Genomic DNA, 11,553 nt, shown 5'->3' on the forward strand with positions numbered 1-11,553 from the left:
GCGCTGCGCTCCGAGCCTTGTTTCCTTCCGTCAGAACTTTTGCTATATCCGGAGTTTGGGCTGGTGTTCTCTGGCTCTCCGCTGACGCTCCGAGCCGGCGGCTCCTTCGTCGCTGCGCTCCTGGGAAGGAGCCTGGGGGTCCGTCCGCTGCGCTCCCGGACCGGCCCGCATGCGCGGGCGGCTGGCTATGAGGCGGTGTGGGCCGGGGTCCTTAGCTGGCTGTTTCCTTCGTTCCAGAACTTTTGGTGAATCCGGTTTCAGGGTGTGTGACTCCTTGGGTTGAAGGTTGCGGAGGCGGGGTGTGGTGTGGTGTGTCCGGGTGGGTGAGGTGATGTCAGTTGGGGCCAGCTGCACAGACATTGAGTTCCTTTTCGTGCTCGGGCGGGTGTCAGTCGTGCTGCCACCAGGTCACTGCGAGGTCGGCCAGGAGGGCACCGATGTGGCGGACGGCTCCGGTGAGGAGCGCTATGGAGACGAGGCGCCGCCACGAGACGGGGTCGGGCGTCACGTGATTCTGGTGCGGGGTGGTGGAGGAGGTGCGGTTCTTCTTCGGCATGGCGGGTGTCCGTTCGGGCAGGGCGCGGCAGCACGGGCTGTGGTGCTGGGACCAGTGAGCCAGAGCTGCAGATCCGCAGAAAATTGCGCTTCTCGGGGTTGTAATGGTGGGCATGGCACGAGGAGCGCCGAGTCCGGCCGATCTGCGGGTGATCCGCGAACTTGCCGCGCGGGAGGTGGTGGTGACGGCCAGCCAGTTGGAGAGCTGGCGGCGGGCGGGGTTGCTGCCGCGTCACCAGCGCCGCGGGCTCGGGCGCGGGCAGGGGTCGGTGGTGGACGCGGTCGATCCGGTGGTGGTGGAGAGCGCCGCGGCGCTGGCGCGGCATCTTCGGCAGGGACGAGACCGTCGGCTCGCTGTGCTGGAGTGGTTCGCCGAGGCCGGAATGGGCGTGCGGCCGGGGGCGGTTGAGGTGCCGGAGCCCTCCATCGGCGCCGTGCGTCAGGCTCTCGTCTGGGTGCTGGAGAGGTCGGTGTCGCACCGGCTGGTGGAGTTCGCTCGCAGCGCGGCCGGGAGGGGTGAGGAAGGGCAGGACGTGCTGTATGCGACCGCGGGCCGGCTCGTGGCGCCGCGCCGCGGGGCGGCGAGCCCCGCTCTGGTGCGCGCGGCACTCGAAGCCGGCGAGGACGTGCCGGTGGAGGCCGAAGGGCCGGACTCCAGGAGCATGGTGCACGTGGTCGCGGCGATCGGTCTGGGAGTGGAAGAAGTGGGGGCGGACGCGCTGGCCGAGGCGTTCGCCGCGTTCGGCATGTACGGCCTGACGGTCGAGGACTGGGCGCGGATGCTGGGGGCGGCCGAGCGCGGCGAGGAACCGCCGGTGGACTGGGGGCTGTTGGAGCGGCACGCGGATGCGGTGGGTCCGGTGAAGCGGGCCAGTGACGAGGAGCTCGTGCGGGCGCGGACCGTGCTACTCGGCTTGCGCTGGTTCTACGGGCTGTATGTGATGCACGGGCTGCTCATGCCGGACACACCGGCGCAGGCCGCGCTGCGGCAGCGGATCGACGAATGGGGCATGTTCCCCTTCCTGGACCACCTCATCACCGTCAGCCCCTCCCCCGGCCAGTTCGCCGAGTCCCTGGCGGTCTGCCTCGAACCGCCCTTCGACAACCTGTACGAGGCGCTCATGGAGCAGCTCGCAGCCGACCCGTACATCTTCCGGATCCCCGGCGACGACACAGGCGCCGCCGGCTTCGGCGAGACGTGGATACGCACCCTGCGCGAACAGACCGCAGCCGGGTGAGAGTCAGGCGGTGGCGTGTACCAGGACGCTCGCCGAGAGCGCGCTGGGCCTGCTCTGTCGGGTGGCGACCCCTGCAAGTGGCGTAGACCAAAACTGGTGTTGGGCTTGGCTGTGCCGAACTGACCAGGGGATTTACCTGGTTGAGAGCCGTCATCTTGAAGTCAGTCTGTTCTAGGTGGAGATGGGCGTAGGCTTGGGTGGAGCCGGCGGAGTTCGTTGTCGTCGGCTGCGCACCGCTCTGGCTACATGGAACTGCATGCCGCAGGGTTCGAACTGAGGCATGAAGAGCGGCTGGCACCCGTCGTCGACGGGAGTTCGGTCCCCTGGGGATCCGACTGACCAGCAGCTCGCCTAGGACCGTGGAACGCCGGTCGGCACGGGACATCGCGGAGACATGAGCCGCTGGTGGAGCGTGACGGCGCTCGCCGCTCCCTGTGGACGGCGCGCAGTGGAGGCAGTGGCTCACGCCCTGCCCGCGGGTATTTCCTGCTGCGCGCGATGCCCAGGAAGGGCAAGATCGTGACTTCTTCGTTCGACGACTTCGACGGCCTGGACGGGCAGGAGCCCGACGAGGGCCTGCCGCCCCTGCTGCGCCGCCCCGAGCCGGTCGCGGACCCGCTGCTGGTGACCAAGCTCCGCGGCACCCGTAAGGAGTTGCTCGCGAACCCCGAGGTCTCGCTGGACGAGGCCGCGGCGAACGCCGTGACCTCGGGTGCGGTGGACCCGGAGCGGCTGCAGGCGCTCGTGGCCCGTGAGCCGATCAACCTGCTGACGGCCAAGCCGGTCGTCGGCGGGATGCTGTACGCGACCCCGCCGCACTACCGCTACCTCGACCTCGACGTCCTGCCGGACTTCGTCAACCAGCGGTGGGCGGACCAGTTGCACACGGCCATGGACGTGGCGCCGTCCTCGTCGGTGGTGCCGGCGTACGAGACCGTGGTCGATCCGAAGACCGGCAAGCCGCTCGCGGTCTTCACGGTGCGCATGCCGGACCGCAAGGCGCTGGCCAAGGCGGTCGCCGAGAGCATGCGCAAGACGTACCAGGCCCAGAAGGGCGAGAACGTCTACACCTCGAGTGTGCTCCAGCAGGGCGTGAAGGAGCCGCTGACGCTGTTCGTGATGCGCATCGTGTACGACGACAACACCGAGGACACCTTCCTGGTCGCGGGCGACGGCAACAGCCGGATGGTGAGCATGTGGCTGGCGCGCACCGGTGGCGACATCGAGGAGGCGATCTCGGCCTGCACCGCCTCCGTCATCGGTTCCACCGAGCGGTCCGGCGGGCGCAGCCGCGCGGAGCAGGCGGCCACGCGGCGGCGGGTGGGCGAGCTGACGGCGCGGACCCGTAAGAACCTGGCGGCGCCCACGCTGACCGAGGCGACCCGGCGCGAGGGCCACACGCTGGCCTTCCCCGCCACCGTCGTGGTCGGCGCGCAGGCGGACGGGGGTGGGCCGCTGGCGGACCTGGTGGCGGCGCGGGACGACCTGCTGGCCACCCTGCACGTCCGCGTCACCGCCTGGACGCCGGGGGCGCAGAACACGCAGGGCATGCAGCGGGTCTACCGGCACGCCCTGCGCGAGGGCCTGATCACCCCGGACGTGCACCGGGTGCTGTCGGGCACGGTGGGTACGCAGGCCATGCACGAGCTGCTCGGGGTGCCGGCGCACCGGCTGTGGTCGGCTGCCGTCCACCAGCACGCGGTGCTCGCCGGACCGCGCGCGGACGCCATGAACCGGCTGATCAAGCAGGAATTCGGGATGGTCCAAGCCCGTCGGCAGCCGATCAGCGAGCGGCTGGCGCCCATGGCGCTGTCGGCCTACCGCAGCAAGGAGGGCATCGAGCAGCCGCTGCGGGCCTTCGGCAACGGCGGCACGATCACCAACGGGGTGTGGAAGCAGCCGTGGGAGCTGACCAAGGGCGACGACGTCTTCGGGGTGCTCGACGACATCCTCAAGCGTGCCCTGGCCGGCGGGGAGGATGCCGTGGCGGAGCTGATCGTGCTGGGCGGGACCGCCGCGATCCTCGACGGGTACATCACGCGGGACCGTGGATCGAAGGAGGGCACCGACCGCGACAGCCGCAAGGCGCCCTTCCGGGCGACGCCGGTCAAACTGCTGGACCTGCTGTCGAAGACCTCCGGCGGGCTGCGGATGCTGCACTCCATCGCCGTCGCCCACGTCGCCGCCGACCCGGCCGTGCTGCCGAAGCTGTTCCACACCCAGGAGCGCGAGGTCGAGGGCGTGGTGGTCCACGATGGCGAGCCCATGCGGGACAAGTCCGGTGTGCAGGAGATCCTCGACTACGAGTGGGACCTCGTCCACGCGGCCGACCCGGCCCACGCCCTGGCCGCCATCGCCAAGAACCGCGCGGAGGCCAAGGCCAAGACGGACGGCACGTCGGCGGAACCGGAGGCCGAGGACGCGCGCCAGCGCCGGCTTCTCGAGCAGGGCATCAAGGGCGCGGCCAAGGCCGGGCGGGCCCTGGCCCGTATGAGCCAGAAGCGCGGCAACCAGGTCTTCGGCGCCTTCGAGGCCGTCGAGGCGCTGCGGGTGCAGCTGGGCCAGCTCGAGGGGATCCTCGCGAAGTTCGGGCCGGCCGATCCCTCGATCTTCGTGGTCGACGAGGACGTCGACGGGGACGAGGAGGACGCCGAGTGAGCACGGCTCTGACTGTGCCGGCGGCGATCGGCCAGGCGCTGCGGCCGGTCCTGCGGCTGATGGGCCCGGTGCTCGACGTCCCCGCGACCGCAGAGGGCCGCGGGGGCTCGCCGGTGGTGGTGTGCCGGGCCAGCCCGGCCGTGGTGCGCCGCCGGGTGGCGGCGAGCTGCGCGGTATACGTCGCGTGGGACAACCGCCGCGGGTGCCGGTACGTGGGCAGTGTGTGCCGCCAGGGCCCGGGCGCGGTCGGCAACCGGCTGGCCGAGCACTACGCCCACCGCACGGCCGGGCTGGCCCGGCGGACGTCCTGGTGCCTGCTGACCGTGCTCCCGCTGTCGGAGGGGATCTCCTTGGAGGGGGTCCGCGTCGCCGAGGGGTGGACGGCCCGGTTGCTGAACCCAGCGGACGGATCCGCTCACCCGCGCATCGACCTCACGCAGACGCCTGCTGAACTGGTCTCCCGGCTCGTCCAGCAGGCGCAGTTCACCGACACCGGCGGTGCAGTACGGGACACGGCGTAGCTGTCATCGAGGTCTGTGCTGTGCAGCGGTCCCGGGGTACATAGCTCCCGGGCCGCTGTACCGGCCGCAGGACGTGCGCAGGAATCGGTCCCCGTCCAGGCCGGGGAGAACCGCAGCCGTCGGGGAGCGGCCACGCTTCAAGGGCTGTCGACCGGCTCCGCGAGCTCCGAGCAACCCGGGCCACTGTGACGCAGGGCACAAAAAGGATCCGAGGTGCATTGTCGGATCGGGCCCGTGCCGGGACCGAGAGGAGAAGGATTTTCCCCGACAAGGAGACGCTCATGGCCACCGAAGACCCGACGCCTACGCCCAGTTACACCATGGTCGAGGATGACGGCTCTGTCCACACCGACTTGGCGGAGCGGATCAGCCAGTTCAACTGGGACTCGCATACCGGCGCGGCGGTCACGGCCTTGTTCCCGGCCCACTGGAGCGGGAACACCGGCGATACCGTGACCCTCCGGGAGGACGGAAGCGTCGCTCTCGACTTGGACGGCACGTTCGGACTGCCGGAGCCGTTCGACCGTGTCGCCCCTCCCATGATGATCACCACCACCACCGGCATGGCGGTGCTCAAGGCCGGCCACCCGGCCAACCGGACCATCGAGTCCGGGTTCCGGGCGTTGAACATCCCGGTCCCCGATGTGATCCAGGCGCTGAGCGCACGCGAGGCCGCCCTCGCTGGCGACGGATCCACAATCCACTCCTTCAGATCGGAGGTGATGGGACTGTGGAGCGGATGGAATGAACCGGTCTCCACCGCCTTGCTCGGCAACTGGGCGGATCCTCTCTACGACCAAGGTCACCTCACCCCTGACGCCCTGAAGAAGCTGAAGTCAGAGGCCAAGGTCATCAACCGGCAGCTCACCCCGGTCTGGCGCCGCAAGACCGGCCAGGCGCGGCTGCTGCTGCTCGACACCCCGCTCGGCGACGGGCTGACCCTGTACGACCTGGTCCCCGCACAGACCGCCGCCGACACCGGAGTCGAAGCCGGCTTCGATGACCCGCGCCTGACCGAGATCCTGGAGGCCCTCTCCCCTGCCGAGCGAGCCGTGACACTCGCCCTCGCCACCCCCGGGGTCACCACCTGGGCTGAAGCGGCCATGGCCGCTGGTGCTGCGCAGCCGAAGCGCCAGGGCGAGAAGGTCCGCCGGAAAGTGAAAGGGCTCGCTGCGCGCATCACCAGCCGCTCTCTGGAAGCCGAGACGAGCATGGTGAGCGGACGATGAGCGCCCTCAACCCCGTCCCGGCCCGCCCGGCCCGGCGCCGGGAGGTGGTGCTACGGATCGCCCTGCCCAACGTTCCGGCCTGCACCGCCACACTCGGCACCGGCAGCGTCGGCGCGGCCCTGGTCCACGGCACCATCCCGGCAGCCTCCCCCCTCGTGTGGCCGCTCGTGGTCCTCGCCCTAGGCGCGATGGCGTACGACGTCGGGCTCCGTGCCCTGCCCTCCGCACCGGCCGACCTCGCTGCCGGACGGCAGCGAGGTCCTTCTCGGCCTGGGTGAGTGCGGGCCGCCCCGCGCCTACCCCGCCCTGGGCCTAACGCTCGCGAGCTGGACCTCGACCACGTTGTACCCGGCCCAGCTTGTGCCGGGCGTGCGTGACCGTCGCCTCGACGACGCGTGCCTCGACCTCGGCGAGGCGCGCCCGGGCGGCGCGGCGCTCGCATCCCGGCTGCCCGAGTGGCACCGGTGGCCTCCCGGCTGCGGGCGCCGACGACCGGGCGGAAAGCCGCCTTGCAGGCGCGAGGAACGCATGGTCGAGGTTGACAGCGAGCAGGGCAGCGGCGGCTGTCGGGGCGCCAGAGCGGCGGAGAGGGTTGGTCAGCTCCTCCTCCGTGCCGGGGGACCGGACCCCGGTGCCACAGGTCTCCATCGCCTCCAACGAGCCGTTCGCGGGCTGGACCAGGACCTTCACCGACCCCACCTCTGCGCGGCCATCGTCGACCGCCTCATCTCGGCGGCAGCATCGAGCCCGGCACGACTCCTACCGACTCACCACCCGCGCACACGCCGCGCACTGCGGGCAGCTGCCGGCCGAGGTCCCCGTGGCGAGCGGCACCCCTTGCGGCCGCCGCCTGGCCGTACCTGGGCGCGCGGTGCCGTGCCGGGCTACTCCGTGCACGCCCGCAGCCCTTCGCCCACCCGCGGTGCGAAGGAGCGCCGGGGGGCACGGTCGGGCCCGCGCAGGCACCGATGACCGTCGAGGCGGTTGTAGGCCGTGCCGAGGCTCTGTGCGCCGCGCTGGGCCGCACCCTGGACGCAAAGGTGAACGTCGCGATGCTGGAGCGGGCCCGGGCCGTCCACCGCGCCTCTACGGCCGACTACCTTGCCGAGCGCGGTGACCTCGCCGCCGAGGCCGGGCAACTGGCCCACCTCTTTCCGTGACCCCCTCCAAGAACGGTTCGAGCAGATCGGCAGGCTACTGCTGCTCGTCCTCGGCATGCACCTGGTCCACCGCCGCACACGCGTGGGCTGCGCCTGACGCCAGGCGTAGTTCTGGTCGATGTCCGAGGAGGCACCGGCAACGGCGGAACGGGCTTGGGAAGGAAATTCTGGTGGCCGTCCGCCCGTCTGCCCGGCATGCTCCGAGGGTGAATACTCCCTCCGACCTGCTCCCTGTCGTCTACGCCGACGAGTCCTCGAACTCTGGGCAGAACCTTCTCGATCCTCATCAGCCGGTGTTCACGCTGGCTGGGGTGCATCTGCCCGATGAGATGGCCGCGTCGATCGTAGATGAGGTCCGGTCCCAACTTCCTCCCACCCAGGGTGAGCCCAAGTACGGTTCTCTCGCCCGGTCGTCGGCGGGCCGGAGGGCCTTGAAGCGGGCCTTTGGGAGTATGCCCGAGGGAAGCGTTCGCAGTCATCTGATGGACAAGCGGTTCATGGTGGTCACCAAGCTGGTCGATGTTCTGGTCGAGCCGCTGGCCGACGCGGACGGTCTCAACCTGTATGAGGACCAGGCCGGTCTGGCCCTGGCCGAGTTGCTGCGCATGGCCGGCCCGGTCCTCGGCGACGCTGCGGCCTTTCACCGAATGCTTCAGGCCTTCGTCGACTGGGTGCGTCAGCGGGTGGCGACCGACGACCTCTTCACCGCCATAGCCGCCTACAAGGCGTCGATCCCGGCGGAGCACGCGAACTTTGCCGGATGGATCGAGCTGCTGGAATGCTGCCGGGGGGTGGCCGATGCGACCGCCGCCGACCTCGCGACCGGCGAACAGCGCGACATCCTCGACCCGGCGGTGCCGGCGCTGTACTGCCTCTGCACCAGCTTCGGAGAATCTGTCGGGCGGTTCCGTCTCGTCCATGACACCTCAAAGGTGATCGACCGGAACGCGACGCTGCTGCGCATGGCGCATCTCCTCCCGGACCCCGCCCGCCCCGGCCGCTTCAACGATCCGCTCCCGGCCGTGCAGATCGACTTCGCGGACAGCACATCCCACCCCCAGCTCCAGATTGCGGACTGGGCAGCAGGTGCGGTACGGCAATGGGCCGCCCACCTGGCAGTCGGCGGCGGTGACCGGTTCTCGGAGGAACTGGCGGACGTGGTGAAGCCATGGGTGATCGGCGCTGTATGGCCGACTGGGACCGTCGATCTGCGCGCGTCCAGGACTCAAGGAGGGTGACGTCGCCGCAGAGGTAACTGGCCAGCCGCCCCCGACCCGCCGCCATCGCAGCAACACGGCGCTCAGCCCTCTGCTGCTGGAAGCGGTAGCCGTTCTCCTCGTTCAGCTCCATGTCCCGGGGCGGAGCGGGGCCCTGCTCTAGGACGGGTGGTGCGCGCTCACCAGCAGTGTGTCGGCGGTGCGTGGCCCGCCGGTGGCGGAAGGCAGCACGTCGACTGTGATGTTGGTGAATCCGGCCGCGTCGAGCAGCTTGGTCCACACGTGCTCTTGGAGGACCCAGCGGCGCATCGTGGTGGCTTCGCCGTCCGGTGTCTTTGCCGGGATGTCGGCGGCCACGGCATCGGGCTGGGCGGGCGCCCCGTTCAGGTAGTGGGCGAGGGTTGCGAACACCAGTCGCCCGCCCGGCTTGAGCGCGGCGGCAGCCGCCAGCAGTACCTCGCGTGGGTCGGTGAAGTCCAGGGCGCCGAAGACGCTATACAGCACGTCGTACGCGCCGGGCATCGCCTGCAGGTGGGGCACCACGTCGGACTGCACGATGCGCAGACGTGGCGCGAGGTGGGCGTAGAGGTCCGTTGCCATGGCGTGTTGGGCGGGCGAGGCGTCGATGGCGGTGACCTGGGCAGGCTGGTGATGGACCGCCAGGTGTGCTGCGTGCCGGGCTGCGCCGGCACCAAGGTCGCCCACACAGCGGCCGGTCAGATCACCAAGGACCTCGGGGCCGGGCCCGGCGTCCTGGCCCCAACTCCAGTAGAAGGTGCCGGGAACGGCGCGGTCACTGGTGGCGCGGGCGCGGCCGTAGTGGTGCCAGAGGTCTGCGGTGCTGGTGGTCACCCGGCCCATCCTGGCGGCCGCGACCGGGCCGCCGGGCCGGTTCGCCGAAATGTCACCCGGGCCTGCCCTCGGGCCCCGGCCGTGCGGCCGGGGTCCGAGGAGCTCGCCGTTGCGGGGCGGTCAGTGCGAGTCGTTGCCGGGGTGGCACGGGCCGCAGTCGGCGGCGTCCGTCCACAGCGGCAGGTCGACCTCCCAGCCGTCGGCGGCGACGATGTGGGCCGTCTTCACCACGGAGCCGTCGTTCTTCATCTCCACCTTCGGCACGTGGTGCAGGAACTGTCCGTCGTTGAACTTCTCGCACAACTCGGCGTAGGCGACGGTGTCCAGGATGACCGTGTGGACGCCGATATCGACGAGCTTGCTGGGCGCCAGCCCCAGCCCCTCGCCCCGGTGGTTCATCGCGGTCAGCAGGTAGGCGTAGCCCTGGCCGAGGACCCGGGCGGCCATGACCGAGTCGTAGGGGTAGTCCCGCATGAGGAGCCCGACCTGCTTGTCCCACAGGTCGGTCGGCACGACGTCGCGTGCGCAGCGGACCGGGCCGGTCGTCGGGTCGGCGGCCGGAGGGGATGCAACAGCGGCGGTGGTTGCCATGGTGTGCCTTTCGATGGACGGTGCCCCGCGGCGCGGGGCGGTGGCGCCCAGCACACCGCGCCGAGCGGCTGCGTGGTGATCAACTCTCGTTCTGTGCAAGGCGTTTGCATGTCGTGCAAGCGTCCTCGACGTGCCGGGCCGGCGCCCGTAGCGTGGAGGGCCCCCTGTCTGTGCGGTGTGGGAGGGACGCGTGCCCGTTGACCCGCTCTGGAACAGCACGACAGCACTGCAGTTAGCCGCGCAGCGGCGCCCCGGCGCGCTCATCCGGATCGGACGCCAGCGCCACGCCTGGACGCTGGCCGTGCTCGCGGACCGGATCGGCTGCTCGCCCGCGACCGTCTCCCGTCTGGAGCGCCGGACCCGGATCGCTGACCTGGCCCTGGTGCACCGTGCCGCACGGGAAGTCGGCGTGCCCGGACACATCCTCATGACATCGCTCGCGCCACCGCCCGCTACGGCAACGGCGGCCACTAGAGTGACGGCCAGTCAGCGTGACGCCGAGGAGGACCCCATGCGCCGCCGTACGCTGCTCGCCGCCACGGCGGCCGCAGGCCCCGCCGCCCTGCTGATGGGCCTGGACGACGCCCTGGCCGGCACCCCCGCCCCATCCGGTGCCGGGCCGCTGGACAGCCGTCTGACGGGCGCCCGCGCCCTGTACGACCAAGGCGCGCACGCACGGCTCCTGGCCGCACTGCCCGGCCTCATCGCCGACGCGCATCACGGCGCCGTCTCCCGCCACAGTCTCGACCAGGCCCGGCTGTCCGCCGTGTACAGCCTCGCCTCCGCCGTGCTCATCAAGCTCGGCTCCTACGACCGCGCCCGGCTCACCGCGGACCGTGCCCGTACCTGGGCCGAGATCTCCGGCTCCCCGCTCGCAGCTGCGGCCGCGGCACGGGAACTGGCCATCGTGCTGCGCCACCAGGACCAGCACGGCGCCGCTCAACGCCTGATGTCCTCGGTGACCGACGACCTCGAGACGAGCGGGCTGCGCACCGACGCCACGGCCGCCGCCTACGCACAGATGCTGTGCACCCTGGCCTACACCGCCGCCCGGGCTGGGCAGCGCACCGAGGCCCTGGCGATGACCGAGGAGGCCCGCCGCGCCGCCCGCCGCCTGCCCCAGGCCGCCCCACCCGGCCGGCTGTTCGCCATCAGCCCGGCCGCCGTCGACCTGTACGCGGTCGGCGTGCACTGGGCACTCGGCGACGCCGGTGCCGCACTCGATGCCGGGAAGGACCTGCGGCCGGAGCAGTTCCCGACCGCTGAGCGCAAGGCCCGCCTGGGCACCGATATGGCGCGCGCCTGGTGGGCCTGGCAGCGCCCCGAGCAGACCGCCGGCGCCCTGCTGGACGCCTACCGGGCCAGCCGCGGCGAGGTCCGCGACCGGCCCGCGATCCGCCGCATCGTCACCGAGCTCGCCGAGCGGCACCCGCGCACCAGCGGCGTACGCGAGTTGCACGCCGCCGTGACACGGGCCGTATGACGCCCGTGCAGACACTCCGCAGGAGTGACCGCGCCAGCCCCATGCCCCT

11 protein-coding genes and 1 pseudogene are annotated in these 11,553 nt (G+C 71.2%); 9 read left to right on the forward strand and 3 right to left on the reverse strand.

Going from position 1 to position 11,553, the window contains the following annotated elements:
• Positions 1-388: 388 nt before the first annotated feature.
• On the reverse strand, positions 389-556 hold the full coding sequence (locus tag SSP24_RS43295) for a hypothetical protein (RefSeq protein ID WP_167529864.1): 168 nt from the start codon (positions 554-556) through the stop codon (positions 389-391).
• A gap of 112 nt (positions 557-668) precedes the next feature.
• On the opposite strand from SSP24_RS43295, the gene SSP24_RS41165 reads away from it, so the two are divergent.
• The 8 genes and pseudogenes from SSP24_RS41165 (at position 669) to SSP24_RS41195 (ending at position 8,599) form a co-directional block, all read left to right on the forward strand.
• Positions 669-1,793 (forward strand): hypothetical protein, encoded by a 1,125-nt coding sequence (locus SSP24_RS41165; protein ID WP_141316180.1) that lies wholly within the window; start codon positions 669-671, stop codon positions 1,791-1,793.
• A 519-nt stretch (positions 1,794-2,312) separates the two neighbouring features.
• On the forward strand, positions 2,313-4,451 hold the full coding sequence (locus SSP24_RS41170) for a hypothetical protein (protein WP_141316182.1): 2,139 nt from the start codon (positions 2,313-2,315) through the stop codon (positions 4,449-4,451).
• A complete protein-coding gene (locus tag SSP24_RS41175; protein WP_141316184.1) occupies positions 4,448-4,972 on the forward strand; it encodes a hypothetical protein in 525 nt (174 codons plus the stop codon). Before SSP24_RS41170 ends, SSP24_RS41175 begins: the two co-directional genes overlap by 4 nt.
• Before the next feature lie 185 nt (positions 4,973-5,157).
• Positions 5,158-6,201, forward strand: coding sequence for a hypothetical protein (locus SSP24_RS41180; protein ID WP_141316186.1), 1,044 nt, complete (start codon positions 5,158-5,160; stop codon positions 6,199-6,201).
• Positions 6,198-6,479 carry a hypothetical protein gene (locus SSP24_RS43300; RefSeq protein ID WP_167529865.1) on the forward strand — a complete coding sequence of 94 codons (282 nt, stop codon included), beginning with the start codon at positions 6,198-6,200 and terminating at the stop codon, positions 6,477-6,479. The genes SSP24_RS41180 and SSP24_RS43300 overlap by 4 nt, the downstream gene beginning before the upstream one ends.
• Positions 6,480-6,841: 362 nt before the next feature.
• Positions 6,842-6,988: pseudogene (locus tag SSP24_RS45620) on the forward strand (ATP-binding protein); the annotation flags it as partial.
• A 181-nt stretch (positions 6,989-7,169) separates the two neighbouring features.
• A complete protein-coding gene (locus SSP24_RS41190) occupies positions 7,170-7,361 on the forward strand; it encodes a hypothetical protein (protein ID WP_141316189.1) in 192 nt (63 codons plus the stop codon).
• 170 nt (positions 7,362-7,531) lie between these two features.
• Positions 7,532-8,599: a DUF3800 domain-containing protein gene (locus tag SSP24_RS41195; protein WP_229866362.1), complete on the forward strand. Its 1,068-nt coding sequence runs from the start codon at positions 7,532-7,534 to the stop codon at positions 8,597-8,599.
• 138 nt (positions 8,600-8,737) lie between these two features.
• Here the strand turns inward: SSP24_RS41195 and SSP24_RS41200 are convergent, their stop codons facing one another.
• Together SSP24_RS41200 and SSP24_RS41205 are read right to left on the reverse strand one after the other, a co-directional pair.
• On the reverse strand, positions 8,738-9,439 hold the full coding sequence (locus SSP24_RS41200) for a methyltransferase domain-containing protein (RefSeq protein ID WP_141316191.1): 702 nt from the start codon (positions 9,437-9,439) through the stop codon (positions 8,738-8,740).
• Positions 9,440-9,550: 111 nt separating this feature from the next.
• The gene (locus tag SSP24_RS41205) at positions 9,551-10,021 is read right to left on the reverse strand and encodes a glycine-rich domain-containing protein (RefSeq protein WP_141316194.1); all 471 of its coding nucleotides are present in this window, start codon (positions 10,019-10,021) and stop codon (positions 9,551-9,553) included.
• Positions 10,022-10,211: 190 nt separating this feature from the next.
• Here SSP24_RS41205 and SSP24_RS41210 point away from each other — a divergent pair, with 190 nt between their 5' ends.
• Entirely contained in the window at positions 10,212-11,504 is a 1,293-nt protein-coding gene (locus SSP24_RS41210; protein WP_141316196.1) for a helix-turn-helix domain-containing protein, read from the forward strand.
• The last annotated feature ends 49 nt before the right edge of the window (positions 11,505-11,553 follow it).

Origin of the sequence: Streptomyces spinoverrucosus (assembly GCF_006539505.1) — a bacterium.
In the GTDB taxonomy this organism is placed as follows: domain Bacteria; phylum Actinomycetota; class Actinomycetes; order Streptomycetales; family Streptomycetaceae; genus Streptomyces; species Streptomyces spinoverrucosus.

Excerpts from the sequence above, each read along its gene's own strand:
- SSP24_RS41200 (WP_141316191.1), bottom strand. The coding sequence starts at position 9,439 with ATGGGCCGGGTGACCACCAGCACCGCAGACCTCTGGCACCACTACGGC.
- SSP24_RS43300 (WP_167529865.1), top strand. The coding sequence starts at position 6,198 with ATGAGCGCCCTCAACCCCGTCCCGGCCCGCCCGGCCCGGCGCCGGGAG.
- SSP24_RS41165 (WP_141316180.1), top strand. The coding sequence starts at position 669 with ATGGCACGAGGAGCGCCGAGTCCGGCCGATCTGCGGGTGATCCGCGAA.
- SSP24_RS41190 (WP_141316189.1), top strand. The coding sequence starts at position 7,170 with ATGACCGTCGAGGCGGTTGTAGGCCGTGCCGAGGCTCTGTGCGCCGCG.
- SSP24_RS43295 (WP_167529864.1), bottom strand. The coding sequence starts at position 556 with ATGCCGAAGAAGAACCGCACCTCCTCCACCACCCCGCACCAGAATCAC.
- SSP24_RS41205 (WP_141316194.1), bottom strand. The coding sequence starts at position 10,021 with ATGGCAACCACCGCCGCTGTTGCATCCCCTCCGGCCGCCGACCCGACG.